This window comes from Microvirga sp. KLBC 81 (genome assembly GCF_003075415.1).
Taxonomy (GTDB): domain Bacteria; phylum Pseudomonadota; class Alphaproteobacteria; order Rhizobiales; family Beijerinckiaceae; genus Microvirga.
Map to the genome: position 1 here is coordinate 105,957 of NZ_QDAH01000007.1, position 25,975 is coordinate 131,931.

The 25,975-nt window shown below is 62.7% G+C and carries 18 protein-coding genes; 3 read left to right on the forward strand and 15 right to left on the reverse strand.

Annotated elements, in window-relative coordinates; genetic code table 11:
- Positions 1-15 precede the first annotated feature (15 nt).
- The 9 genes from DC522_RS07575 to DC522_RS07615 all read right to left on the reverse strand — a co-directional run bounded on the left by DC522_RS07575 (position 16) and on the right by DC522_RS07615 (position 11,042).
- Positions 16-747 (reverse strand): nucleotidyltransferase family protein, encoded by a 732-nt coding sequence (locus tag DC522_RS07575; RefSeq protein WP_116528094.1) that lies wholly within the window; start codon positions 745-747, stop codon positions 16-18.
- Between the two features lie 170 nt (positions 748-917).
- The gene (gene tsaE, locus DC522_RS07580; RefSeq protein ID WP_245444034.1) at positions 918-2,474 is read right to left on the reverse strand and encodes a tRNA (adenosine(37)-N6)-threonylcarbamoyltransferase complex ATPase subunit type 1 TsaE; all 1,557 of its coding nucleotides are present in this window, start codon (positions 2,472-2,474) and stop codon (positions 918-920) included.
- 31 nt (positions 2,475-2,505) lie between these two features.
- A complete protein-coding gene (locus DC522_RS07585) occupies positions 2,506-5,073 on the reverse strand; it encodes a PAS domain-containing sensor histidine kinase (protein ID WP_245444035.1) in 2,568 nt (855 codons plus the stop codon).
- 368 nt (positions 5,074-5,441) lie between these two features.
- Positions 5,442-6,842: an adenosylhomocysteinase gene (gene ahcY / locus DC522_RS07590; protein WP_116528096.1), complete on the reverse strand. Its 1,401-nt coding sequence runs from the start codon at positions 6,840-6,842 to the stop codon at positions 5,442-5,444.
- A 267-nt stretch (positions 6,843-7,109) separates the two neighbouring features.
- Positions 7,110-7,430 carry an HPr family phosphocarrier protein gene (locus DC522_RS07595; RefSeq protein ID WP_116528097.1) on the reverse strand — a complete coding sequence of 107 codons (321 nt, stop codon included), beginning with the start codon at positions 7,428-7,430 and terminating at the stop codon, positions 7,110-7,112.
- Between the two features lie 5 nt (positions 7,431-7,435).
- Positions 7,436-7,837, reverse strand: a complete 402-nt coding sequence (locus DC522_RS07600; RefSeq protein ID WP_116528098.1) for a PTS sugar transporter subunit IIA — start codon at positions 7,835-7,837, stop codon at positions 7,436-7,438.
- 88 nt (positions 7,838-7,925) lie between these two features.
- Positions 7,926-8,381 (reverse strand): HPr kinase/phosphorylase, encoded by a 456-nt coding sequence (locus DC522_RS07605; protein ID WP_116528099.1) that lies wholly within the window; start codon positions 8,379-8,381, stop codon positions 7,926-7,928.
- Entirely contained in the window at positions 8,378-10,252 is a 1,875-nt protein-coding gene (locus tag DC522_RS07610; protein ID WP_116528100.1) for a sensor histidine kinase, read from the reverse strand. Before DC522_RS07610 ends, DC522_RS07605 begins: the two co-directional genes overlap by 4 nt.
- Positions 10,253-10,343: 91 nt before the next feature.
- Positions 10,344-11,042, reverse strand: coding sequence for a response regulator transcription factor (locus DC522_RS07615; protein ID WP_047188140.1), 699 nt, complete (start codon positions 11,040-11,042; stop codon positions 10,344-10,346).
- 520 nt (positions 11,043-11,562) lie between these two features.
- Between DC522_RS07615 and DC522_RS07620 the strand changes: the two genes are divergently transcribed.
- The gene (locus DC522_RS07620; RefSeq protein WP_116528150.1) at positions 11,563-13,173 is read left to right on the forward strand and encodes a phosphoenolpyruvate carboxykinase; all 1,611 of its coding nucleotides are present in this window, start codon (positions 11,563-11,565) and stop codon (positions 13,171-13,173) included.
- Positions 13,174-13,241: 68 nt separating this feature from the next.
- Positions 13,242-14,336, forward strand: a complete 1,095-nt coding sequence (locus DC522_RS07625) for an NAD(P)/FAD-dependent oxidoreductase (RefSeq protein ID WP_116528101.1) — start codon at positions 13,242-13,244, stop codon at positions 14,334-14,336.
- Between the two features lie 147 nt (positions 14,337-14,483).
- Here DC522_RS07625 and DC522_RS07630 read toward each other — a convergent pair whose 3' ends face one another.
- Positions 14,484-15,890, reverse strand: a complete 1,407-nt coding sequence (locus DC522_RS07630) for a sodium:proton antiporter (protein WP_116528102.1) — start codon at positions 15,888-15,890, stop codon at positions 14,484-14,486.
- Between the two features lie 172 nt (positions 15,891-16,062).
- Here DC522_RS07630 and DC522_RS07635 point away from each other — a divergent pair, with 172 nt between their 5' ends.
- Positions 16,063-16,854 (forward strand): class II glutamine amidotransferase, encoded by a 792-nt coding sequence (locus DC522_RS07635; RefSeq protein ID WP_116528103.1) that lies wholly within the window; start codon positions 16,063-16,065, stop codon positions 16,852-16,854.
- 12 nt (positions 16,855-16,866) lie between these two features.
- Here DC522_RS07635 and DC522_RS07640 read toward each other — a convergent pair whose 3' ends face one another.
- From DC522_RS07640 to polA, 5 genes are all read right to left on the reverse strand, one after another.
- Positions 16,867-17,154 (reverse strand): hypothetical protein, encoded by a 288-nt coding sequence (locus DC522_RS07640; RefSeq protein WP_116528151.1) that lies wholly within the window; start codon positions 17,152-17,154, stop codon positions 16,867-16,869.
- A 200-nt stretch (positions 17,155-17,354) separates the two neighbouring features.
- The gene (locus tag DC522_RS07645; RefSeq protein WP_116528104.1) at positions 17,355-18,065 is read right to left on the reverse strand and encodes a glutathione S-transferase; all 711 of its coding nucleotides are present in this window, start codon (positions 18,063-18,065) and stop codon (positions 17,355-17,357) included.
- Positions 18,066-18,263: 198 nt separating this feature from the next.
- On the reverse strand, positions 18,264-20,261 hold the full coding sequence (locus tag DC522_RS37080; RefSeq protein WP_165820090.1) for a calcium-binding protein: 1,998 nt from the start codon (positions 20,259-20,261) through the stop codon (positions 18,264-18,266).
- Positions 20,262-20,888: 627 nt separating this feature from the next.
- Complete coding sequence (locus tag DC522_RS07655; protein WP_116528106.1) at positions 20,889-22,778, reverse strand: calcium-binding protein; 1,890 nt, start codon at positions 22,776-22,778, stop codon at positions 20,889-20,891.
- Positions 22,779-22,922: 144 nt separating this feature from the next.
- Entirely contained in the window at positions 22,923-25,970 is a 3,048-nt protein-coding gene (gene polA, locus DC522_RS07660; RefSeq protein WP_116528107.1) for a DNA polymerase I, read from the reverse strand.
- Between the last annotated feature and the right edge of the window lie 5 nt (positions 25,971-25,975).

Here is a 25,975-nt window from a genome sequence, read left to right on the forward strand (position 1 = left end):
CGACAAGACAAAACCTCATCGCTTGCTGGCGGCAAGGCACTTTTCTGCCTCATCGATCGTGTGAGGCTCTCCAACATGCAGCCATTGCCCCGTCAGAGGCAAGCCGTAGAGGCGTCCTTTCGCGATGGCGCGGTCGTAGAAAGCGTTGGCCGAGAAGGCTCCCTCGGGCGTTCCGACAACCAGTTCCGGCTTCACGACGGCCACACCTGCGTAGACGAAATCCGCACTGGGGTCGTCTCCACGACGGTGCAGGCGGCCATCCGCATCGCAGTGAAAGTCGCCGCGCCCCTCATAGCCAACACTTGTGGATAACGGGGCGACAAGCATCAGGATGTCCATGCGCTCAGCATCCCAGGCCGCCACGAGGCGCTTCAGATTCGGCTCCTCGCCCTCGATCCACATGGAATCGGAATTGAAGGTGATGAAGGGATCGTTTCCCAACAGCGGCAGCGCCTTCTTCACGCCGCCGCCGGTTTCGAGAAGCTGAGGCCGCTCGTCAGAAATCACGATCTGCGGAAAAGTGCGGGTGCGCAGATGGCCTTCCAGCATGTCTGCGAAGTGGTGCACGTTCACGATCACCTTCCCGATGCCGGCTTCATGCAGCTTGTCGAGGGCGAAATCGATCAGGCTTTGCCCCGCCACCTTCACGAGGGGCTTGGGCATGGTCGCCGTGATCGGGAGCATGCGCTTGCCGAGGCCCGCAGCAAGGACGATGGCGGTGTGGGGCTTGTTTGGAAGAGTGCTCATTACAGCACCTCCCTCATCTGAGGAGCCGCGAAGCGGCGTCTCGAAGGAGGATCCAGAGAGTACTGGAAACGCCTCGTCCTTCGAGACGGATTGCTGGCGCAATCCTCCTCAGGATGAGGCTCGGGGTGATGGCGCAAGGTGCTCTGAAAAACTGGTGCACTGAAAATCGCTCAAGAAGGGGGCGTCTCATCCTCGAGCGGAATGAGGCGCGGCAGATAAGTCTCATACCAGACCTTGAGCCTGCCCAAGGCCGGATGCGCGAGGTTGCGGGTGAGATAGGCCTCAATCCGCGGCAGATGCTTCAGATAATGCGGCTTGCCGTCGCGCCGGTCGAGGCGCGCAAAGATGCCGAGGATCTTCGTGGCGCGCTGCGTCGCCATGATCGCGTAGGCGCGGGCAAAGCCCGAGACGTCGAAATCGGGATCGGCCGCTTTGCGCTCGCGGGCATAAAGGCCGATGAGCTTCAGCTCCAGATCCGCCGGCACGGTTATGCGCGCATCCTGCAGGAGAGAGGCGACATCATAGGCCGGCGAGCCCAGCACCGCGTCCTGGAAGTCGATGAGGCCCACGCGCTGCAGTCCCTCGCGCTCGGGCATCCAGATGAGGTTGGGCGAGTGGTAATCGCGCAAGATCCAGGTGACGGGGCCTGCGAGAATTTCACCCAAGGCTTCCGTCCAGAGATTGACGAATTCCGCGCGCGCGGAGCCGGAGAGCTGCGTGCCGATGATGTGCGGCACATACCAATCGGCAAGAAGCTCCACCTCGATGAGCAGCGCTTCGAGATCATAGGGCGGGATCTCATGCTCGATGCCGTTGGACACCGGCAGCACCTGCGGCAGCTCTGTGCTGTGCAGCTTCACGAGAAGGCGCGTCGCCTCCGCATAACGCTCGGGGATCGGGCCGTTCTCATCGACCACTGGTTCGGAGCCAAGATCCTCGATCAGCAGGAGACCCGCATCGAGATCCTCACCGTAGATGTAAGGCGCACTGAAGCCCAACGCGCGCAGACCCTTGTCCATGGCCACAAACGCGTGAACGGTTTCGGCGAGTTTTGCGATGGTCGTGTAGGGCTTGCCGCGCCGTACGGGCGGGCCGACGGGCCGCGGCGGCGAGATCATCAAAAGGGCGGTTTCGCCGTTCGGCTTCACCAGCCGCTCGTAGGAGCGGATGACGGAGGCGTCGCTCGGCATCGGCAGGCGCGCGGCATCCGACCAGCCGCAGCGATCCACCAGATTGCGGAACGCCTTGATGCGCTGCAGGCGCGAGGCGAAGGCGCCGGTGCCAGTGAGCATGGCGATGCGGCCCCGGCCTCCGGGCCCGATATCGAGGTGGATATCGAGGTGCTCGGGATTCAGCGCATCCTCGGCCCGCTCTGGCCACTCGACGAGCGCGATGGCGTTTTCCGTCAGCTCCTCCCAGCCCAGCTCCACCAGCTCATAGCCGCCGGAGAGGCGGTAGAAGTCCGCGTGCACGATGGGGCAGAGCGGGCCGTCATAAACCTGCATCAGGGTGAAGGTGGGGCTCGGGACTTCGAGCTCCGGGTCGTTCGCAAGCGTTCGCACGAGCGCGCGGGCGAAGGTGGTCTTGCCGGCGCCGAGCCCCCCTGAGAGGGTCAGGAGATCGCCGGGCTTTAATTCCTCCGCGAGCTTGCGCGCGAAATTCTCCGTGGCCTCGTGATCGGGAAGCGTCACGATCCATGCGACTTGGGAGACATCCTGCTCGGACATAAGAGCCAATCCATTCACCATCACAGGGGTCCTACTCGGCAGCCATAGGAGTTAGCGCGGAGGGGCCGGATCGGCCATCGGAAGGAGATTCCTGCCGGTCATTGGGGAAGATGCAGGTCACCGTGGTGCCCTGGCCCGGCGTGGAGGTGAGATCGATCCGCCCGCCATGGAGCTCCACGAAGGAGCGGACGATGGACAACCCCAGGCCCACTCCCCGGTGGCGGGTGCCCAATGTGTGGCTCTCGAACCGCTCGAAGATGCGCGCCTTGACCTCCGGCGGGATGCCACGGCCCTGGTCCTTCACCTCGAAGATGACCTCGCTGCCGCGCTTGCGGGCGGAGACCGTGATGGTCTGACCCGGCGAGGAGAAGCCCACTGCGTTCGATAGCAGATTGAACAGGATCTGCCGCACGCGCTTGCCATCCGCCACGAAGGTGCCGATGTCACCCGGCGTATCGATGACGAGATTGAGCGATGATTCCGCGAGTCGATCCTCGAGCCCGCGCATCGCCGCCTCGATGGTGGAGCGGATATCGACGATCTCCGGCGTGAGCTCCAGCGAGCCTGTGTCGATGGAGGCGAGATCCAGGATGTCGTTGAGGATCGCAAGCAGCGCAGCCGAGGAGCGCATGATGTGATCCGCATAATCGCGCTGGCGGGGGTTGAGCGCGCCCACGGTCTCGTCGCCAAGCAACTGTGTGAAGCCGATGATGTTGGTAAGCGGCGAGCGCAGCTCGTACGACACGTGGTGCACGAACTCGTCGCGCAGGCGCGAGGCACGCTCCAGCGCTTCGTTGCGCTCGGTGAGCGCGCGTTCCACGTTCACGCTCGCGGTGACGTCGGTGAAGCTCAACAGCGTCGCGCCATCGGGCAGAGGTTGCGCCGTGCAGTCGAGCGCCGATCCGTCAGGCCGCTCGATGCGGCAGGAGAGGCCCATCCGCATGTCGGCGAGGCCAACCACTGCGCCGCGAATATCGATCCACGGCTCCTCTTGCGGCGCCAGCAGGCGGCAAGCCCTGATGATCGTTTCGACATGCGGATTCTGCGTCAGCATCTCGGGGGCCAAGTTCCACATTTCCGCGAAGGCACGGTTGTGCAGCTTGAGGCGTCCGTCCGAGCCAAACACCGCCACACCCTCTTTGAGCGTGTTGAGCGTTTCACCCTGCACCTGGGTCAGCGAGTTCACCTGCGACGCGAGTTCGAAGCGCTCGCTCACGTCGTCGAACAGATAGGTCACGCCGCCCTGCGGATTGGGATTGATCACCACACGCAAGGTGCGGCGGTCGGGCAGATGCCACCAGGTCTCCTGTTGCTCGACCGAGTGATAGCCGTTGAGGAAATCCGCCTTCCACGCGCGGAAATCCGCTTGCTCCGGCAGCTTCCTCGCGGCGCGCAGACGGTCGAGCACTTCACTGTCCGTAGGACGCGAGGAGAGGAATGCTGCATCCAAGCCCCAGAGGCGCTGATAAGCGGCGTTGCTGAAGATCAGCGTTTGCGATCCATCGAAGATCGCGACCGCCGTCGGGAGCTGATCGAGCGTGCGCACATGCGCATCCATCTGCCGCTGCAGATCTGTGCGCACGGCTTCCAATTCCGACACGTCCACCGCAATGCCGGCGCTGCCGCCGGCGGTGGGGCGCTCGATCACATCGAGCACGGCCCGCTGGCCTGCAACGACGGCCGTAACGCGCGCTGCATAGGTCGCTCCGCTCTTGCGCTGGCGGCGCGCGTCGTCACGCGCACGTTCGCTCAAGAGCTCGAGGGAACGAGCAATCGCATCGTCGAGGTTCGGTGATTCAACGGCGCGTAAGTAGGCTTGGTTCGCCCAGAGCAGCTTGTCGTCCGTATCGCGGATCCAGAGCGGATAAGCCACATCGTCGAGCAGCATGGTCATGGAACGCAGATCGCTGCGTGCATTGGCAAGATCAGCGCGTGTCTTCAGAAGATCGGCGCGGTCGCCGGTCACGTCGCGCAGACGCAGGATCGCGCGGCCGCCGATGGTACGGCCTTCCACATCGATGAAGCGGTTGGACAACGTGCGTGCCACCTGGCGGAACGCTTCGCCGCGCTGCTTCAGTTGCTCGAGGGATGCTTCTGCGGCGGCCGCGTCGCTCGGCTGCATCCAGGTGCCGAAGGCAAGCGTGCGCTGGGCGGCCGCGCCCTCGCCGATGATGGAGGGATCGCCCTGGAAACGCGGCTCGCTATCCCGCCCTTGCCAGTTCACGAGCAATTGCCGCTCGGAGCCCATGAGCAGGGTTGCGAGATCGTCGGAGCCGCGCAAAGCCGCAAGCTCCTTGCGCAAGGCGCGCTCCACCCGCGCGGACCGGCGGCGCTCCTGCATCAGCAACAGGGAGGTGATGGTGGTGAGCGACACGAGACCCATGAAGAGGCCGAAGGCCGCAGCGCTGTGCAGATTGAAACTGTAAAGATAATCGAGGACGTCGGAGGCCTTTTCCATCAGCGGAAAGGGCTCGTCGGCGGCCAGCGCCGCTTGCGAGGTTCCGGAGAGAAGCGTCAGGCTCAAGGGCACGCGGACGAAGCCTGCGAGGATGCCTGCCTCGCCTCGGCTGCCGTTCTTATGCTCTCCTAGCCCGGCCATGCCGTGCGGTCCTCCCCAATACAAGCGGCCTTCAACAGGCCAAGTGTGTTCACGCCTCTGGAGCTTTTTCGATTGCTCCGGAGGAGATACCGCCTACGCATGAACGGAACTGCCGGCATGGTTTGCAAGAAACCGCGGTACTGCCGGTCGAATCGCGTTCACTCTAGACTAGCCTCGACTCCGCCAGGAAGAGGGTTAACGTCGACTTAATCTTCCTTTGGAGAAGCTGTGTGCAATTGGTGGATACGTATTGCATTTGCGACACACGCATGCCGCTGCGGCACTCTGTCGATTCGACGACAAGGCCCAAGAAAAAAGCCCGGCATGGAGCCGGGCTTTCTTGAACGATTCCGTAAGGGAAGACTCGATCAGTAGCGGTAGTGGTCCGGCTTGAACGGGCCGGTCTCCTTGACGCCGATATAGGCCGCCTGGTCGGGGCGCAGCTTGGTGAGCTTCACGCCGATCTTCTCGAGGTGCAGAGCAGCCACCTTCTCGTCCAGGTGCTTGGGCAGGGTGTAGACCTTGCGCTCGTACTTGCCCTGGTTGGCGAAGAGCTCGATCTGGGCGAGCGTCTGGTTCGTGAAGGAGGCCGACATCACGAAGGACGGGTGGCCCATGGCGTTGCCGAGGTTCACGAGGCGGCCTTCCGAGAGCAGGATGATGCGGTGGCCGTCCGGGAACTCGATCTCGTCCACCTGCGGCTTCACGTTGTTCCACTTCAGGTTCTTGAGCGCCGCGACCTGGATCTCGTTGTCGAAGTGGCCGATGTTGCACACGATGGCGCGGTCCTTCATCGCCCGCATGTGGTCGATGGTGATCACGTCCTTGTTGCCGGTGGCGGTGACGAAGATGTCGGCGCGGGGAGCAGCATCCTCCATCGTCGTGACCTCATAGCCTTCCATGGCGGCCTGGAGCGCGCAGATCGGATCGACCTCCGACACCAGCACGCGGCAGCCGGCCTGGCGCAAGCTGGCGGCCGAGCCCTTGCCCACGTCGCCGAAGCCCGCGACCATGGCGACCTTGCCGGCCATCATCACGTCCGTGCCGCGACGGATGCCGTCGACCAGCGACTCGCGGCAGCCATAGAGGTTGTCGAACTTCGACTTCGTGACCGAGTCGTTCACGTTGATGGCGGGGAAGAGGAGCTTGCCCTCCTTCTCCATGATGTAGAGGCGGTGAACGCCGGTGGTGGTCTCTTCCGACACGCCCTTGATCGAGGCTGCGAGCTCGGCGAACCAGCCCTTCGGCTTCTCCGAGAGCAGGCGCTTGATGAGAGCGAAGAAGACTTCCTCTTCCTCGGAGCCCGGCTTGTCGAGGAAGGCGGTGTCGCCCTGCTCGGCGCGCAGGCCCATATGGACCAGCATGGTGGCGTCGCCGCCGTCGTCGAGGATCATGTTCGGCATGCCGCCGTCATGCCAGTCGAAGAGCTTGGCGGTGAAGTCCCAGTACTCCTTCAGGGTTTCACCCTTGTAGGCGAAGACCGGGATGCCGGCGGCGGCGATCGCAGCGGCAGCGTGGTCCTGGGTGGAATAGATGTTGCAGGACACCCAGCGGATGTCGGCACCGAGGCTCTTAAGGGTCTCGATCAGCACCGCGGTCTGGATGGTCATGTGGAGCGAGCCGGCGATGCGGGCGCCCTTCAGCGGCTTCCTGGGGCCGTATTCCTCGCGGACCGCCATGAGGCCCGGCATCTCGGTCTCGGCAATCGAGATTTCCTTGCGGCCGAAATCGGCGAGGCCGATGTCTTTAACGATGTAGTCCTGAGCCATGATGGCCTCCGTGCACCCGTGGGGTTTCGATAGGCGCTGTCTCTACCAGAGACCCGTTCAGGAGGCAATCAAGATATAAAGATGTCTTTATATGTTATCGGAGAGCGCCTTCGCTGTCCTTCCGGGGCGCCGCAGGCGAGCCCGGAATCCATAAACGCCGAACGTCCGGAATGAAGCTGTGACCTTGCTTCTTCATTCCGCGGCGCTAGTGGTTATGGATCCCCGCCTTCGCGGGGATGACGCGTGGGAAATCGGTTCTCCAGAACCTTACTCCTCCTCGCCAAACTTGTTGGCGAGAAGGTCGTCGATGGCCTGGAGGCAGGCCCCCGCGTCCTGGCCCTTCGCCGCGACGGTGATCGTGGTCCCCTGAGCGGCGGCCAGGGTCAGGAGACCCATGATCGAGCGGCCGCCGACCGTCTCGCCGCAGCGGGTCACGGTCACGTCAGCGTCGAAGCGCTCGACGGTCTGGACGAACTTGGCCGATGCCCGGGCGTGCAAGCCCCGGCGATTGATGATCGGGAGCTCCCGGACCTCGGCCCCGTCGGGAACAGGAGACGGGGGACAATCCTGGTCGAGGGGCTGATCCATGGTTCTTATTTTCCCGACAGAACGCGCGAGGCGATGTTGATGTACTTCCGCCCAGCCTCCTGCGCGTGGGAGACCGCGTCGTCCAAGGGCTCCTCGTCGCGGACGGAAGCCAGCTTGATGAGCATGGGCAGATTGATGCCGGCGACCACCTCGACGGAGCCGCCGTTCATGCAGGAGAGGGCGAGGTTCGAGGGCGTACCCCCGAACATGTCGGTCAGAACCACGACGCCTTGACCCGAGTTGACCCGGCACACGGCGGCCATGATGTCCTTGCGCCGTGTTTCCATGTCATCGTCGGGGCCAATCGTGATCGTCTCAAGCTGCTCTTGAGGGCCCACGACATGCTCCAGCGCGGCTTTGAATTCCGTCGCGAGCTGCCCGTGGGTGACGAGCACCATTCCAATCATATTGTTCCAGGTCCAAACGCTCCGAGAGCGGAGCCGCTATTTTGTGCACCGCGAAGCCAAGCGCAAGAGCATTGAGAGGAAAAGTTCATCACAGTGTCAACACCGTGTCGCAAACACCACTCAGGCGCCCCAGGGCAATGCTCGCAAAACTTGCCCCGGCCCGCATGCGGATGCGAGGGATCATGACGCCGCACAGAACAATGTTGCTGTCCTCGGCCTCCGGAAAGCGCGGCGGGTCTTCGCTCAAGTCTATGACGAGGCGGATGACGGCGGCGGGCTCGTAGGGCTGTCGGGTGATGCCCAGACCATGGATCTCCAGGTGGCCGGCGAGCGGCTCCACGGGGCTCGCCAGGAGACGGCCGTGCTCGGCGCGGAGGCTGGTTCTGTCATCACCGACAAGGCAGCCGAACCGGCCCGCCTGGATGGCGTGAAGCACCATCTCTCGCGCCAAAGTCGATTTGCCCGAGCCCGAGCGACCCCGGATCAGAACGCCGGCTTCGCCGATCACGACGCAGGACGCATGGATGGTTTCAGGCTGGCTCAAGGCGTCTTCTCTCCTTCAGCCCTTTTAGCCTGCTCCCGCTTGCTCGTCTTACTCGTCTCTTTCTTCCCCGGCTCCTTCTTGCCCTTCGGATTCTCGGCCGTCGGCAGGCGGATGATGAAGCGGGCGCCAAGCCGCTTCGGCTCGCCGGTCTCGTCCGGTGGGCCGAGCCGGTTCTCGGCGCGGATCTTGCCGCGATGAGCCTCGATGATCTGACGGGAGATCGACAGTCCCAGGCCGGAGTTCTGACCGAAGCCCTGGTTGGGCCGGTCCGTGTAAAAGCGCTCGAAGATGCGGTCCAGGGCATCGGGCTCGATGCCCGGGCCATTGTCCTCCACCAGGATCTCGACCTCGGCCTTGCGCCGCCGCAGCGCCACGCGCACCGGCGCGTCGGGAGGTGAGAAGGAGCGGGCGTTGTCGATGAGGTTGTTGAAGACCTGGCCGAGACGGCTGTCATGGCCGAGCACCAGGAAGGCATCCCGGCCGCGGGGGTGGTTCTCGACGCTGAGCTCGACCAGAGGATCATGCTCCTGCCGCCTCTCATTGGCGACCGATACCACTGCATCGAGCAGGCGGGCCATGTCCACCGGCTCCGCATCGGCGCGTGCGAGCTCCGCATCGAGGCGCGACGCATCGGAGATGTCGCTGATGAGACGGTCGAGGCGCTTCACGTCATGCTGGATGATCGACATGAGGCGCTCGCGGGAGTCGTCGCTGCGGGCGAGCGGCAACGTCTCCACGGCGCTCCTGAGCGACGTGAGCGGGTTCTTCAGCTCATGGGCCACGTCCGCCGCGAAGCTCTCGATGGCGTCGATGCGGTTGTAGAGCGCCTTCGTCATGTCGCGCAGCGCGCCGGAGAGATGGCCGATCTCGTCGGAGCGATTGGTGAAATCCGGAATCTCCTGGCGGGACTTGGTGCCCCAGCGTACGCGCTCGGCGGCTTCCGCCAGGCGGCGCACGGGGCCCGCGATCGCACCTGCGAGGAAAAGCGAGAGCACGATCATCACCACCGCCGCCACGAGGAAGACCTGGAGCAACGCGAAGCGTTCGGAGGCAATGATGGCGTCGATGTCGCCTTCCTGCGTCGAGAGGAGCAACACGCCCTGCACCGTACGGAAGCGCTGGATCGGCACCGCGACGGAGACGATGGTCTCGCCGCGTGTGTTGACGCGCACCACGCTCGATTGCTGGCCGGAGAAGGCCTGCTGGACTTCCGAGAGCGACTTGCCGTTGACGGGGCCGGCCTCCTCCTGCACCGGGCGCTTGGTGCGCCGGAACATCTTGCGTACGCTGTTCCAGGTGCGCTCGATATAGCTTGCCGTATCCTCCACATTGGCGACCGGCGGCAGGTCCATCCGCAGGATATCGCCGCGGGAATAGAAATTGCGGGAATCGAGCAGGAGCAGGCCGTCCCGGTCGAAGATGCGGGCGCGGGTCTGGGTCGGGGTCACGAGGCGCCGCAGCAGGGGGGCGACGCGCTCCGGATTGATGGAGAATTCGAGCGAGGAGAGGCTCTCGTCGGTCAGGCGCTCGGTCTCGCCCGCCTGCATCTGGAGGAGCTGGTCGGGGTCGAGGGTGATGGTGTTGGTTTCCACCGTCGCGGAACTCGCGATGGCGCCGGCGATGATCTCGCCTTGGGTGAGCAGGCTCTGCACCCGCGCCTCGATGAGGCCTTCGCGGAACTGGTTGAGGTAGAGAAAGCCCACGAGCAGGGCCACGAGGCCCGCGAGATTGAGCACGACGATGCGGCGCGTCAGGCTCGACGAGGCGCGCTGGTAGAGCATGCGGCCGAAATCCTTCAGCCGCGCCAGGATGCCACGAGGAGCAGGCGGATCGTCGGGCGACGCCTCGGCGTGGATGGGATCAGCCTTCATACACTCATTCGGCCACGGCCCGAAAGACCTTTTCGGCCATGCCCGTCTTTCCTGGTTGTCCTCTGCCGTCAAAGGCAAGCGTCTTCAGGCTTTAAGCTTCCTTGAAGCGATAGCCGACGCCGTAAAGGGTCTCGATCATTTCGAAACTTGGGTCAACCACCTTGAACTTCTTGCGCAGGCGCTTGATGTGGCTGTCGATGGTGCGGTCGTCCACATAGACCTGATCGTCATAGGCTGCATCCATCAGGGCATTGCGGCTTTTCACCACGCCGGGGCGTGTGGCGAGCGCCTGCAGGATCAGGAATTCGGTCACGGTGAGCGTCACCGGCTCGCCCTTCCAGGTGCAGGCGTGGCGCTCCGGGTCCATCTTCAGCTGGCCACGCTCCAGGGCCTTCGGGTCAGCCTCCTTGGGGGCGCTCTGGTCCTTGGGGGCGAAGCGGCGCAGCACCGCCTTCACGCGCTCGACCAGGAGGCGCTGGGAGAAGGGCTTCCGGATGAAGTCGTCCGCGCCCATTTTCAGGCCGAACAACTCGTCGATCTCCTCGTCCTTGGAGGTCAGGAAGATCACGGGCAGGTCCGATTTCTGGCGCAGGCGCCGCAACAGCTCCATTCCGTCCATGCGCGGCATCTTGATGTCGAAGATGGCAAGATCCGGCGGCGCATGCTTCAGGCCGTCGAGGGCGGAGGCCCCGTCGGTATAGGTCTGGATGCGATATCCCTCCGCCTCAAGAGCGATCGAGACGGAAGTCAGGATGTTGCGATCGTCATCGACAAGAGCGATCGTGGGCATGAACTCTTCCCTAATCTTACACGGACGATGGCCGCGTGACGTATCGTTCGACAACGCAGAAGGCCTTAAAGTGTGCCCAACTGCGCCTTACTCATGGCACAAATATGGTTGCCCGCAGCCCAAGTGCCAGGGCTAAGCCATGCGATAGTGGTGTTTAGAAAGCGCGGGTTCAACCGGAGATGAATGACTTAAGGCTATTTTCGGCCCAATCTGCCGCTCGGGAAGGGCCACCCGGAGCCTCGAAGCATTGCACGAAGGTGGCCTCGCCCGTCAATTCTCCCAAAGAACTCTGCGACAAATGCTGAAAATCCGGGCGGACTACCCTTGATGGGTCTAGCGCCGCAAAAAATAGAATGCCATGGAATGCCCTCGGTTGACGGCTTAGCCGGCTGACCTAAACATCCTAAGTTCAGGCAGGTTTGCGGGGATGTACCGCACCGCTTGAGTACAACAATGTGACGGCCATCTGAAAGGCGGCACATCCGGCTGCTCGATGATCGGCGACCAGGAGAAGTCTTCCGTGGATAACATCGGCGTCTTCAACAGCGCTCAAGGCGCGGAGGCCATCGGCTTCCGCAATCTCAAAAAAGTCTACTGGAACCTCGAAGCCCCCGCACTCTATGAGCATTCCCTGACAAGGGCTGAGACCAAGCTCGTGAAGGGTGGCGCTCTCCTGGCCGAGACCGGCGTGCATACCGGCCGTTCGCCCAAGGACAAGTTCGTTGTCCGGGACGAGAACACCGAAAGCACGGTGTGGTGGGACAACAACGGCTCCATCACCCCCGGCCATTTCGACACTCTGCTGCAGGATTTCATCGCCCATGCCGAGGGCAAGGAGCTGTTCGCGCAGGATCTCTATGGCGGCGCAGATCCGGCCTACCGGATCAAGGCGCGCGTCTTCACGGAATTCGCCTGGCACTCCCTGTTCATCCGCAACCTGCTGATCCGCCCCGAGGCGGGCGAGCTGCGCGATTTTGTGCCCGGCCTCACGATCATCGATCTTCCGTCCTTCAAGGCCGATCCGGCCCGCCACGGCTGCCGCTCGGAGACGGTGATCGCCTGCGACTTCACCCGCAAGATTGTGCTGATCGGTGGCACCTCCTATGCCGGCGAGATGAAGAAGTCGGTCTTCACCTATCTCAACTACGTTCTGCCCACGCAGAAGGTCATGCCCATGCATTGCTCCGCCAATGTGGGTCATGGTGGGGATGTCGCCGTATTCTTCGGCCTCTCCGGCACCGGCAAGACCACGCTGTCCGCCGATCCGAACCGCATCCTGCTCGGCGACGACGAGCACGGCTGGGGCCCGAACGGCGTGTTCAATTTCGAGGGCGGCTGCTACGCTAAGACCATTCGCCTCTCGCGCGAGGCGGAGCCCGAGATCTTCGCCACCACCGAGCGCTTCGGCACGGTTCTGGAGAACGTGGTGGTCGACCCCATCACCCGCGTCCCGAACTTCGACGATGCATCGAAGACCGAGAACACGCGCTGCGCCTATCCGCTGGACTTCATCCCGAATGCGAGCGCCACGGGCCGCGCAGGGATTCCGAAGAACATCGTGATGCTCACCTGCGATGCCTTCGGCGTTCTGCCTCCCATCGCCAAGCTCACGCCGGCGGAAGCCATGTATCACTTCCTCTCCGGCTACACCGCGAAGGTGGCGGGCACGGAAAAGGGCGTGAAGGATCCGGAAGCCACCTTCTCCACCTGCTTCGGCTCGCCCTTCATGCCGCGCCATCCGTCCGAATACGGCAACCTGCTGCGCGATCTCATCGCCAAGCACCATGTGGATTGCTGGCTCGTCAACACGGGCTGGACCGGCGGCAAGTACGGCGTCGGCCGTCGCATGCCGATCCGCGTCACGCGCCGCCTGCTGACGGCTGCCCTCGACGGCTCGCTCTCCCGCGCCGATTTCCGTCGCGATCCGTATTTCGGCTTCGCGGTGCCGACCTCGGTGCCCGGCGTCGAGCCGCACATCCTGTACCCGGTCAAGACCTGGCAGGATAAGGCGGAGTTCGCCGCGACAGCGAAGCGCCTGATCGCGATGTTCAACGAGAACTTCAAGCGCTTCGAGGGCCACGTCGATTCCGACGTGCGCTCGGCAGCACCGCAGATGTCGATCGCGGCCTAGAAGCTGCTATCGTCGAGAAGACAGGAACGGCGGCTTAAAGGCCGCCGTTTCGCGTTGGAGATATATGCATGGACATTCTCGTCATCGGTGCAGGCGTTGTCGGATTAGCCATCGCGCGTGAACTCAGCCAGCGCGGCCACAGTATCATCGTGGCCGAGAAAACCGGCGGCATCGGCAACGGCGTGTCCTCGCGCAACAGCGAGGTGATCCATGCGGGCATGTATTATCCGACGGATTCGCTTCGCGCGCGCCACTGCGTGAAGGGACGTCGCATGCTCTATGCTTTCTGCGAGAGCCACGGTGTGCCGCACAAGAAATGCGGCAAGCTCATCGTGGCGACGAACGAACTCGAACAGGCGAAGATCGAAGGGATCTACGAGCAGGGCATCGCCAACGGCGTGGAGGGCCTGTCCTTCCTCACGGGCGAAGAGGCTAAAGCGCTCGAGCCGAATCTCTTCTGCACCGGCGCGGTGCTCTCGCGCGAAACGGGCATCATCGACAGCCATTCGCTGATGCTGGCGTTGCAGGGCGATCTCGAATCCGCAGGCGGCATGATCGCCTTTCACGCGCTGGTCGAGCGGATCGTGCAAAACGGAACGGGATGGAGCGTGCATGTGGGCGGCGCGGAGCCGGCTGAAATCACGGTCGATGCGGTGATCAACGCGGCGGGCTTGAGCGCGCAGGCGCTGGCCCGCGCAACGGATGGCTATGCGCAGGAACGTGTGCCTCGTCTCGTGCTCGCCAAGGGCAATTATTTCGGCTGCCTCGGCAAGCCTGCCTTCTCGCGCCTGATCTATCCCGCGCCCGTCGATGGCGGCCTGGGCACGCATGTGACGCTCGATCTTGCCGGGCGCATGCGCTTCGGGCCCGATGTGGAATGGATCGAGCACGAGGTCTACGAGGTCGATCCCAGCCGCGCGGAGAGCTTCTACGCTTCCATCCGCCGCTACTGGCCGGGCCTGCCGGACGGTGCGCTCGTGCCGGATTATTCAGGCATCCGCCCGAAGCTCACAGGACCTGGCGAGAAGGCGGCCGACTTCATGATCGATGGACCGGGCGAGCATGGGCTCGCCGGTCTCGTGCATCTCTTCGGCATCGAAAGCCCGGGGCTCACCTCGTGCCTGTCGATTGCCGAGGATGTGGCGGAGCGGTTGGGCGTCTGAAGAGACGTGGCATCCCAGACCGAGCGCAGCGGGTGAGCAAGCTCTCCCTTGTCATGGCCGGGTTCGTCCCGGCCATCCCGACACAGAAAAGCGCTTTGTCTCTCGGATCGGGATCACCGGCACAAGGCCGGTGATGACGTGTCGGAACTAATCCCTGAAGAACAGCAGCGTCGCGAGCAGGAAGGTCGGCACGAGGATGCCGCTCGACCAGAGAAGATAACCGAAGAAGCTCGGCATCTTCACGCCGCCCTGGCGGGCAATTGCATAGACCATGAAGTTGGGCGCGTTGCCGATATAGGAGTTCGCGCCCATGAACACGGAGCCTGCCGAGACGGCGGCGAGCGTCAATGCGCCCGTGGTCATGAGAGCCTGCGGGTTGCCGCCGGCGAGTTCGAAGAACACGAGATAGGTCGGCGCATTGTCGAGAAACGACGACAGGCCGCCGGTGAGCCAGAAATAGGCAGCGTTGTTGGCGCTGCCGTCCGAGTTCGTCACCAGGGCCACGAGAGGCGCGAACGCACCGCTGCTGCCTGCCTTGAGCATCGCGAGCACCGGGATGATGGCGATGAAGATGCCGGCGAAGAGCTTCGCCACTTCCTGGATCGGCCCCCAGGAGAAGCCGTTCTCCGCACGGTTCGCCTTCGGCGTGAGCTTCAGCGAGATGATCGTCACCGCGACCATGATCGCATCGCGCAGGGCGTTGGCGAGTTCGATCTCCGAGCCCAGCACCGTCACCCGGCCGAGATCCGTGGTGGCGCTCATGAGAATTGCCGTGATGATGATGAAGATCAGCAGGAAGTTGATGCCGCCCGTCACGCGCACCGGATTGTCGGGCGTCGGGTCAGGAGCGATGTGACCTTCTTTCCTGTAGATCACGGTGTCCACAAGGAAGAAGAGCGCGAGCAGGATTCCGCTTATGAAAAGCGTCTCAGGAAGGAGATGCGTGGTGGTCCAGAAGAAGTCGACGCCGCGCAGGAAGCCGAGGAAGAGCGGCGGGTCGCCGAGCGGCGTGAGCGAGCCGCCGATATTCGACACCAGGAAGATGAAGAACACGACCACATGGACATTGTGCCTGCGGTCGTCGTTGGCGCGCAGCACCGGGCGGATCATCACCATGGATGCGCCGGTGGTGCCGATGAAGCTCGCAAGCACCGTGCCCAGACCAAGCAGCATCGTGTTCGTGCCCGGCGAGCCATGCAGGTTGCCGCGCACCAGGATGCCGCCGGCAACCGTGAACAGCGCGAGCAGCAGCAGGATGAAAGGGATGTATTCGAGAAGGGCCGTATGGGCGAGGGCCTGGAGCGCTGTCGAGGGACCCAGGATCGCAGCCATGGGCAAGAGCACCAGCAATCCCCAGAAAGCCGCGATCTTGCCCTGATGATGCTCCCAGAAATGAGGGGCCAGCAGAGGAAAGAGGGCAATGGAGAGCAGGATGCCGGCAAAGGGCAGGGCCCAGAGGGGGCTTAAGGCCGCGCCATCGAGTTCGGCGGCGAAGGCTGCCTGCGGCAGCACGATCAGGGTAGCGGCGAGCGCCGAGCTTATCTTGCGAAGCATGGTCGTGGGTCCCCCTCGCCGGTGATCCGGCCAATCTGTGATCTTGTGGACACGGTTTAAGGGAAGGGACCTATCCTCGCAACGGCGCGAGCGTTAACCGGCTGTTCACCTTCAGTAAAAGAGACTACAACACCATTACACAAGCTTTGCCGCGCCTGGGGTTGTGGAGCCGATGTGCCGTTTTCTTGCCTACCGGGGAGAGCCGATCTTCCTCGATGAACTCGTCTGTGCTCCGGCTCATTCGCTGGTCCACCAGTCGCTTCACGCGACCGAGGCCAAGACGGGAACGAACGGCGACGGGTTCGGCATCGGCTGGTACGGGGAGCGCAAGGAGCCCGGCATCTATCGCGAGGTGCGCCCCGCCTGGTCGGACGAGAATCTGAGGAGCCTCTGCGAGCAGGTCCGTTCCGGCCTCTTCTTCGCCCATGTGCGCGCCTCCACCGGCACTTCCACCACCCGGGCGAACTGCCATCCCTTCGCCCACGGCCGTTATCTCTTCATGCATAACGGTCAGATCGGCGGTTATGCACGCATCAAGCGCAGGATCGAGGCCATGATCCCGGACGAGCTCTACGATCGCCGGCAGGGCACGACGGATTCGGAGGCGATCTTCCTCGTGGCATTGGCGAATGGACTCGCCGAGGAGCCCGTAAAAGCCATGGCCCGCACCCTCAAGCAGATCCGCGGCCTCATGGAAGAGGCCGGTATCGAGGAAGCCCTGCGCTTCACCGCCGCCTTCACCGATGGCGAGAACCTCTGGGCCTATCGCTGGGCCTGCGACGCCAAGCCGCCGACGCTCTATTTCCGCGAGGAAAAGGGCAATCTGCTCGTGGTCTCCGAGCCCATCGACGACAAGACCAAGGGCTGGCGCGAGGTGCCGAAAGGCTGCAGCCTCGTGGCGCGGGCTGGCGGAAATGTGGCCGTGCACTGCCTCAACGAAGCCATGGCGCAGCTCGCGGCCTGAATCCCGACTTTTTCAGTTCAGGGATCCGCTCCCGCCCGACAGCAGCGGCAGCAGGGCGTCCCTCAACGCTTTCATCTGCATCTGCGTCTCGGCCTGAGTCCGAGCGCTGTCAGCATCCGGATTGAGAAGGGCGCGCAGGCGGGCATTTTCCGCTGCGAGACGGTCATTCTCGGCCATGAGGATCGAAACCTTCTCCTCCGCGATCCGCAGACGGGCCTGGGCCTCGTCGCGCTCCTGCTCCCGCAGTTGCACCCGATCGCGCCAGAGGCGGGTCGCAACGGTTTCCGTTCCCTCAATCATCGTCGGCTCCTCGCATGATCCGAAGACGCGGGCATGGTCCGGCTCGCTTCGACCCATCCGTGTCTGCACTCTGGCATCAACTCACGACGGGCAAAAGTCGCCCGCGAAGTTCATCAGGATTGAGTTTCGGCGGCAGCCGTCCTGCCTGCATAAGACTCTACATCGCGCCGGCATCTTAACAGATCGTTGCCAGGGGGCGATTAATCATCCAGTTCCGGATAATGACGGAAGATCCCCTCCTCGTTGAAGGGGATGCGGCGGGGGCTTGCGAGGTAAGCCTTCATGCGCGGCCGTTGAGCGACAGCCTTGTGCAGGGCCGCGACGCGCGGCGCGTCCTTCAGGACTCGCTTCATGGCCTTGGGAAAAGCGTAGGACAATCCTTCGATCATCTGGAACAGGGAAAGGTCCACATAGGTGAGCTTGTTGCCGACGAGATGCGCATCGCCCGAAGGATTGCGGGCCAGGATGGTCTCGAACCAGTCCAGAAATGCCGGGATCCGGTTCTTGCGAAACTCGGCGGATCGCTTGAGAGCCTCCGCCTTCTGATCCTCATAATAGAGGCTCACAGCGACCGGATGATGCGTGTCGTGCGCTTCCGCGACGAAATCGGCGATGGTGAGTTGGATCTGATGCGTCCATAACCCGCCTGCCGGGTCCTTCGGCGCAAGATCGTGCCGCGCGCCAAGGTAAAGAAGGATCGCCGCCGTCTGGCCGATGATCGTGTCGCCGTCCTTCAGGAAAGGCGGCGCGAAAGGCGGATGCTCGGCGTGGTCCATCATCCGCAACATCACGGCGACGCCTTCGGACTCCCGCGCCGCATCGATGTAATCGGCTCCTGCCTCCTCCAGGGACAGCCTGACGAACTCGCCGCGTCCCTGGATCGAGGGCCAGTAGTAGAGTTCATATGACATGGAAGGCTCCGCTTCTCCGCAGCAATGAGTGCTAGAAGGATGGAGCCCCGATCTCTGATGTCAAAGGCGATCTTCGGCCGATCGCTCCAGTGCCTCTCCGTTCATGCGTATCCTGGCGGAGAGACTGCATGGACCGCGCATCAAGAAAAAAGCGCCTCGAAAGGAGCGCTTTCCATCTCGCGAGTGAACACAGCTTGCTCAGACGACGACGAAATCGGCGTTGCTGATGGGCTTGCCGGCGCCGATATTGGCGAAGGTCACCTGACCGCCCGCGGCATTGCCGTTGGAATCGTACCACAGGTCGCCGGTCGCCTTGTTGTAGCCGATGTAGTCGTTGGCATCGAGCGCCTTGCTGCTGATCTTGAAGAAGCTCGAGCTGAGCGTGCCGGTCTTGGTCAGCTTCCTGAAGACGGCGTTCTCAAGATAGATCGTGTCGTCGGTCTTGTTCCAGTCCTTGATCGAGTCCTTGTTGGTCCGGCTGCTCAGGGCGGTGTTGAACACGAAGTAGTCCTTGCCGGAACCGCCATAGAGCGTGTCGTTGCCCGCTCCGCCATAGATCTTGTTGATACCGGCATTGCCCTTGATCACGTTCGCGAGCGAGTTGCCGACCAGGTTGATCGAGAGGGAGCCGGAGGCGTAGAGCCGTTCCACGTAATTGGCGATGGTGTAGTGGGCGGTGGTGTAGATGATGTCCATTGTGCCGCCGGTCGAGGTTTCCACCACCATATCAGTCGAGCTGTCGACATGGTAGGTGTCATTGCCAGACCCGCCGACCAGACGGTCCCCACCTTCGCCGCCGTTCAGGATGTCGTTGCCGGCCCCACCATCGAGGATGTTCCCGCCGGAATTTCCAACGAGAGTGTCAGAGAACCTGGAGCCGATGATGTTCTCAAAGTTCCTGTAGGTGTCACCCGCCGCGTCGCCGGCGGTGCCGTTCTCGTTTGCGAGATTCACAGCGACGCCAGCGCCCGCGCCCCTGAAGGTGAGGGTGTCGGTGCCGTCGCCTCCGTCGAGGTTGTCGCCGGCATGGCCCGAGGGAGCGTAAATGTCGTTCTTGGACGTGCCTATAACGGTAACGGCCGTGGCTCGGGCATCCACGATCTTCGTTTCGATACCCGCTCCGTTGGTGGGATGGGATTGATTCTGCCATGAAACGGCCAGGCGGCCGTCAGCCATCTCGAAGATCGACGGCATGGTTTGCAGACCAGCCTCGGCGCTGACGTTGATCGCCGGGCCTTGCTGGCCGTCCGCGTCGACCACCTTGACCCAGATATTGGCGTTGCCGCTCGCGGTCGAGACATAGGCGATCGCATAGCCGCCATCGCGCAGAGCCGTCACGCTCACCTTGTCCCCTGCGCTCGGAAGGGCCGGATCCTGAGCCGGAGAGATCGTCACGACCGTTCCGACTGCCGTGATCTCACCGGTTGTGGGGTTGGCGCTGTATTTCTGCACCAGAATAGGTTCGCCTTGGCCCGCGTTGGTGACAACCACGAACTGCCCCGAAGGCTGGCCGTTAGCCGCCTTGAGAGCGACCACCTTGCCCTCGATTGCTCCGGCGATATCTGCAGGAGCGCCAACGGTGCCCTGAACGCTATCCACGATTTTGACTGAGGTGCCCGATTCGGTCAGATAGGAGACGGCGTAGATCGTTCCCCCGAGCCAAGTGACGTCGGGGCGATCGACACCGTTTGTGTTCGCAACAGAAACGATGGTCGAAGCGGTACCCGTTGAATCGAACTGAGTGAGGCGGACCGTGCTCGTGTTGCCGACAATCTCGATATAAACCGTAGCCCAACCTCCACTGCCGTCAGCAGCCATCTGAGCGCCGTCAACCCGCGTGGTGGCGTTGACGGTCGTCGCGCCGCCATTGGCACTGCCGTCGACGTTGAATTTTTGCATCCGAAGGATGCGCCCGGTCACCTCCGCCGGCTCGGTCCACGTGATGACGAAGCCCCCATCAGCGGTATAGCTGACAACATCCGAGAATTGTTGCGAGCCGATCGGCGTATCGACAAAGCTTTTCGCCCCAACCTTGGCGCCGTTTCCATCATAACGCTGAAATGCGATCTTCTCGTTCTCGCGCCATGTCACCACATAGCCGCCGTTCGGCAGCATGGTGAGCGCATCCCGCTCGACACTGCTGCCGAGCGCTACGGTGTCCATGGAACTCCAGATCTTGGGCGTGACGACTGCCATATTCGGTTCTCCTGTAAGGGAAGGCCTGCGTTGAGGAGGCTGGTCTTCTCCTTTGACCAGCATCGGCGGGTTGAGAGGCCGATGACGCTTCTGAAGAAAGTCAAAGGCCGTCGTTATGTAGTTGTTAAGAATTCTACTGAACTGGCCTGCGGAACACGAAGCATTCGCGGTCGCAAAGCTGGCGAACTAACTTGGGGTCAAGGCTATATGAGCGGGAGCTTGGGCGAACAACTCTCCGTTTAGAGAGGTGCGGACGTAAGGGGAGGTGCTTCCTAACCTTCCCGAGATGAGCCTCATCCGGGGTAAGTGATTGTCCTTGCAGTGAGAATGCCCTCCCGATGGCAAGGGGCCTATAAACGCTATGGTCAGGCTTCATTGTGCGCTGAGGCACATGCCGAGGGTTCTTGCCTTTGGCAGGTATCAAAGCCGCATGAGAGAGCAGGCCCGCGGGGATACGATTCGGGTGAGATCAATCTTTGTCGCGCTCTGCCATTCCGCTACGTCAATGACGGCCGGAGCCAATTGCTCCTCCTGGCGCATCATGGCGGAGAGACTGCATGGACCGTGCACCAAGAAAAAAGCGCCCCGAAAGGAGCGCTTTCCATCTCGCGAGCGAACACAGCTTGCTCAGACGACGACGAAATCGGCGTTGCTGATGGGCTTGCCGGCGCCGATATTGGCGAAGGTCACCTGACCGCCCGCGGCATTGCCGTTGGAATCGTACCACAGGTCCCCGGTCGCCTTGTTGTAGCCGATGTAGTCGTTGGCATCGAGCGCCTTGGCTCCGATCTTGAAGAAGATCGAGCCGAGCGTACCGGTCTTCTTCAACGCCCTGAAGACGGCGTTCTCGAGATAGATCGTGTCGTCCCTCGCGCTCCACTCCCTGATCGAGTCCTTGTTGGTTCGGCTGCTCAGGGCGGTGTTGAATACGAAGATATCGCGTCCCGCGCCGCCATGGAGCGTGTCGTTGCCCGCCCCGCCGGTCATGCGGTCTGCACCGGCCCCGCCGCTCAGGATATCGTTTCCGGCCGCCCCACGAAGTGTGTTCGCGCCGGAATTGCCGACGAGATTGTCGGCGTAGTTCGAGCCGATGATCCCTTCGATGCTCCTGAGGATGTCGCCGTTCGCTTCGCCGACGGTTCCGGCTCGTGCGGAGAGATCCACAGAAACTCCAACGGCAGCATATTGATAAGAGACCGTATCTAAGCCTGCGCCGCCGTCGAGGGCGTCGCCGAGCGAGCCGCCGATCAGAACATCATTTCCCTCTTCGCCGTAGAGCGTGTCCTTTCCGCCCCCACCCGCGAGGCGGTCGTTGAAGCGCGTGCCGACGAACTGCTCGTCGGCCGCCGTCCCGGACCAATGGCTCGCGCTCGTCCGCGGATCGAAGATCTGCGCTTTCACGGTAAAGCTGCTTGACCCAATGCTTTCGTGCCAGCTGACGACGAACCGGCCATCGTTCAGCAACTCGATGGATGGGTAAAACTGATAAACCCCCGTGCCCTTCGGGAGGAGAAAATCGGCGGTGCTGCTCCCGTCGGCCGAATAAATGCCGACCCTAACCGACTTGGCGTGCTGGTCGGAGGAGACGACGGCGAACCCACCGCCCGGAAGAGCGATGACCCCGATGTCCTGCAGCCATTCGGTCGGAGACTGATGAAGAATGATTGCGCTCCCCTGCGGAACGCCCGCCGCGTTGATGAAACGCGCCTTCAGGGTCATGTTGCCGCTCGTCCCATCGCTCCAGACGACAACCGCGTTTCCATTGACGAGTGTCGCGACTTTCGGATCCGCTAATGAGTTTTGAAGTGGTGTACTGCCGATGGCTGTTTCGGACTGCACAACCGCCCCATCCGGACCATGGATCAAGGTCACGATGTCATACCGCACCACCGTTCCGTTGGCGTTCTCGACCCTTTTAGCCGTGACATTGACGAAGTTACCGTTATGCAGCGTCGCGAGAGATGGGTTGCCATAGGATTCGTTCGTATCGTATGTTTGGACAGCCGGGCTCCTTTGCAGGTCGGAACTGAACACTGTGGTTTCGAACCCACCAGAAAACTCCGGATTCCGATAGTTGACGGCGAAGGCGCCGTTCGCGAGAGCGGTCACGCTGACACTGTTCTGGATGCGGCTCGGGTCTGCCGAAAGGATGAAATCAGGGACCTCCGGATTCGGCTGTCCCCAAGTATCGAGCACGCGGCCCCGCACGTCCTTCATCCAGTCCTCGTCCCAGGTGACGATGACACGACCGTCGCTCAGTACGGCGGCGTCAAAGAAGCCGATCGCCCCGTTTGGAGTGGTGTTGATCAGGAACTCGCTTCCCCGCGCGCTCCCGTCGGCGTTGAAGACCTGTCCGCGCAGGGCGCTTCCGTCGCCGTCGCCGCCATCCGTCCCGGAATCCTTCCAGATCACAAGGAAAAGGCCGTTCTTGAGGGCAAGGACCGACGAATCGCCGTCGGCGAAGGTCGTCACGGGATTGACGGAGATCGGGGCGCCCCATGTTTCAGGGTAAGGCATCGGAACCTCTATTCAGAAAGATATAACGTTTCTGAAAAACTAGGCCGCTGCCGCGAAGCTTCAATCCCGCTTCGCTTCTTCCTGTCTGGACATCACGCGCGACAGGTGTTGCAGCGCACTTTCTGCGCAGAGGCCCCTTTCGTCCTAATGCGCCTCGTCCCAATTCTGCGCGGCCCGCGCTTCGACGGCGAGCGGCACCTTCAGCGATACTGCCGGGAAGGGGGCTTCCGTCATCACGCGTGAGATCACCGGCAGCGTGGCCTCCACCTCGTCGTCGGGGGCTTCGAACACCAGCTCGTCGTGCACCTGCAGCAGCATGCGTGCCGAGAGGCGTTCGGCTTTCAGCGCATCCTCCATGCGGATCATGGCGCGTCGAATGATATCGGCGGCGCTGCCCTGGATCGGCGCGTTGATGGCCTGGCGCTCCACGCCCGCGCGCTCGGACGGATTGCTCGAACGGATCTGCGGGTAGTGGCACACGCGGCCGAAGATCGTGGTCACGAAACCCTTGTCCTTACAGGCCTTCTTCGTCTCGTCGATATAGGTGCGGATGCCGGGGAAACGCTCGAAATACTGCTTGATGAAGGCCGAGGCTTCCGCGTTCGGAATGCCCAGTCGCGTGGCGAGGCCGAAGGCCGAGATGCCGTAGATGATGCCGAAATTGATGGTCTTCGCCTGACGGCGCAGATCCGGCGTCATCTGGTCGAGCGGCACGCCGAACATGGCGGAGGCCGTCGCCGCGTGAATGTCGACGCCCTTCGCGAAGGCCTCCTGCAGCTGCGGGATGTCGGCGATATGCGCGAGGATGCGAAGCTCGATCTGGCTGTAGTCGGCCGAGATGATCTTGTGCCCGGGCGGCGCGATGAAGGCCGTGCGGATCTTTCGGCCGGCTTCCGTGCGGATCGGAATGTTCTGCAGGTTCGGATCGGACGAAGAGAGACGCCCCGTCGTGGTCGCCGCCAGCGAGAACGAGGTATGCACCCGCTTCGTCTCGGGATGCATGTGCTCCTGCAGCGTATCCGTGTAGGTGGATTTCAGCTTCGAGAGCTGGCGCCATTCGAGGATTTTCGCGGGCAGCTCGTGACCGGCCTGCGCCAGCTCGTCGAGCAGCGTCGCAGGCGTCGCCCATTGACCGGACGGCGTCTTCTTCGCGCCGGGCAAACCCATCTTGCCGAAGAGGATGTCGCCGATCTGCTTCGGCGAGCCGAGCGCGAATTTCTCGCCCGCCATCTCGTGGATCTCGTCTTCGAGGCGCGCGAGCGTCTGCGAGAAATCGCCGGACAGGCGGCTCAGGATCTGCCGGTCCACGAGGATGCCGCGCATCTCCATGCGCGCGATCACATCGACGAGCGGACGCTCCAGCGTTTCATAGACGGTGGCGCGATGCTCGGCGATCAGGCGCGGCTTGAGGATCTGCCAGAGACGCAGCGTGACATCCGCATCCTCGGCGGCATAGGCCGTCGCCTTGGAAATCTCGACCTTGTCGAAGGTCACCTTGTTCCGGCCCGTGCCCGCCACATCCGAGAAACTGATCGGCGCATGACCGAGATGGCGGCGGGACAATTCGTCCATGCCGTGCGAGCCTTTTCCGGCATCGAGCACGTAGGAGATCAGCATCGTGTCGTCGATGGGGCGCACATCGATGTTGTGGCGCTTGAACACGATCCAATCGTACTTGAGGTTCTGGCCTACTTTAAGAACGGACGCATCTTCCAGCATCGGCCGGATGGCATCGAGCGCATCGGTGACCGGGATCTGGCCCTTCACGAGACCGCCGCCGAAGAGATCGGATTCGTCGCGGTGCTGAAGCGGCACATAGCAGGCCTTGCCGGGCTCCAGAGCCAGCGAGAAGCCGACGAGATCGGCTTGGGTAGCATCGAGATCGCTCGTCTCCGTATCGACCGCGACATAGCCCTGGGCCTGCGCCTGGGCGACCCATTCCTTCAGCCGGTCGAGACTGGTGACGGTCTCGTAGGACGACACGTCAAACGGAATCGACGACGCTTCCGTCGCACGCTTTCCGGCGAGTTGCGAAGGCGTGCCGATGCCCTCGATGGGCTTACGCGCTGCGCCCGCCTCCGGCAGGTCGAGACCCGCGAAAGGATCGACATCGCTCAAGACCGCTTCGCCCTTCTCGAAGAGCGGAGGCTCAGGCATCAGGCCTTCAAATCCGCCATTGCGCTCCCACTTGATCGCCTCACCTCCCGGCATCAGGCGCGGGTCCGGATCGATCGCTGCGGGATCGGCATCGTAGAGTTCCGCCACGCGGCGCGTGATCGTGTTGAACTCCATCGCCTTCAAGAAGCCGATGAGCGTTTTCGGTTCGGGTTCCGGCACACGCAGATCATCGAGTGGCACAGGCACCGGTGCATCGCAATCGAGCGTTACGAGCTTCTTGGAAAGACGCGCGGCCTCCGCATTGGCGATCAGCGTCTCGCGGCGCTTGGGCTGCTTGATCTCGTTCGCGCGCTCCAGCAGCGTTTCGAGATCGCCGTATTCCTTGATGAGCTGTGCCGCCGTCTTCAAGCCGATGCCGGGAACGCCCGGCACGTTGTCGGAGGTGTCACCCATGAGTGCGAGAACATCGCCGATCTTTTCCGGCGGAATGCCCTCCCACTTCTCGGTCACGGCGGCTTCGTCGAGATTGCGCTCGGGCCGGTAGCCAGGCTTGCCCTTGGAGCCGGATTCGAAATCGTAGAAGCACACCTTGGGACCGACGAGCTGCATCAGGTCCTTGTCGGAGGAGATGATGAGCACATCCGCGCCGCGCGCCTTGGCCTGCTGCGTATAGGTGGCGATGAGGTCGTCCGCCTCGTAGCGCTGAAGCTCCACAGGTTCGAGGCCGAAGGCGCGGATCGCTTCGCGCATCAGGGGCATCTGAACCTTCAGATCCTCCGGCGCATCGGGGCGGTGACCCTTGTAATCCTCGTAGAGTTCCTTGCGGAACGAGCCTTCGGACTTGTCGAGCACGATGGCGAGATGCGTGGGCTTCAGGCCCGCCGCGCCGTCGCGCATGAACTGCAGGAGCTTGGACACGAACAGGCGCACGGCCCCCGTCGGCATGCCGTCCGAGCTGCGGGAATTGTACTTCTGGTCCTGGTTCATGGACTGGAAGTAGGCCCGGAAGATGAAGGAGGAGCCGTCGACGAGGAAAATGTGGTCGCCGGCTTGGACGGGACGGGAAGAAGCCATGGGTC

Bases quoted from the DNA above. Each gene is read 5' to 3' on its own strand.
- DC522_RS07585 (WP_245444035.1), bottom strand. From the start codon at position 5,073: ATGGCCGGGCTAGGAGAGCATAAGAACGGCAGCCGAGGCGAGGCAGGC.
- DC522_RS07635 (WP_116528103.1), top strand. From the start codon at position 16,063: ATGTGCCGTTTTCTTGCCTACCGGGGAGAGCCGATCTTCCTCGATGAA.
- polA (WP_116528107.1), bottom strand. From the start codon at position 25,970: ATGGCTTCTTCCCGTCCCGTCCAAGCCGGCGACCACATTTTCCTCGTC.
- DC522_RS07610 (WP_116528100.1), bottom strand. From the start codon at position 10,252: ATGAAGGCTGATCCCATCCACGCCGAGGCGTCGCCCGACGATCCGCCT.
- DC522_RS37080 (WP_165820090.1), bottom strand. From the start codon at position 20,261: ATGGCAGTCGTCACGCCCAAGATCTGGAGTTCCATGGACACCGTAGCG.
- tsaE (WP_245444034.1), bottom strand. From the start codon at position 2,474: ATGTCCGAGCAGGATGTCTCCCAAGTCGCATGGATCGTGACGCTTCCC.
- DC522_RS07625 (WP_116528101.1), top strand. From the start codon at position 13,242: ATGGACATTCTCGTCATCGGTGCAGGCGTTGTCGGATTAGCCATCGCG.
- DC522_RS07640 (WP_116528151.1), bottom strand. From the start codon at position 17,154: ATGATTGAGGGAACGGAAACCGTTGCGACCCGCCTCTGGCGCGATCGG.
- DC522_RS07645 (WP_116528104.1), bottom strand. From the start codon at position 18,065: ATGTCATATGAACTCTACTACTGGCCCTCGATCCAGGGACGCGGCGAG.
- DC522_RS07600 (WP_116528098.1), bottom strand. From the start codon at position 7,837: ATGATTGGAATGGTGCTCGTCACCCACGGGCAGCTCGCGACGGAATTC.
- DC522_RS07630 (WP_116528102.1), bottom strand. From the start codon at position 15,890: ATGCTTCGCAAGATAAGCTCGGCGCTCGCCGCTACCCTGATCGTGCTG.
- ahcY (WP_116528096.1), bottom strand. From the start codon at position 6,842: ATGGCTCAGGACTACATCGTTAAAGACATCGGCCTCGCCGATTTCGGC.
- DC522_RS07615 (WP_047188140.1), bottom strand. From the start codon at position 11,042: ATGCCCACGATCGCTCTTGTCGATGACGATCGCAACATCCTGACTTCC.
- DC522_RS07655 (WP_116528106.1), bottom strand. From the start codon at position 22,778: ATGCCTTACCCTGAAACATGGGGCGCCCCGATCTCCGTCAATCCCGTG.
- DC522_RS07575 (WP_116528094.1), bottom strand. From the start codon at position 747: ATGAGCACTCTTCCAAACAAGCCCCACACCGCCATCGTCCTTGCTGCG.
- DC522_RS07595 (WP_116528097.1), bottom strand. From the start codon at position 7,430: ATGGATCAGCCCCTCGACCAGGATTGTCCCCCGTCTCCTGTTCCCGAC.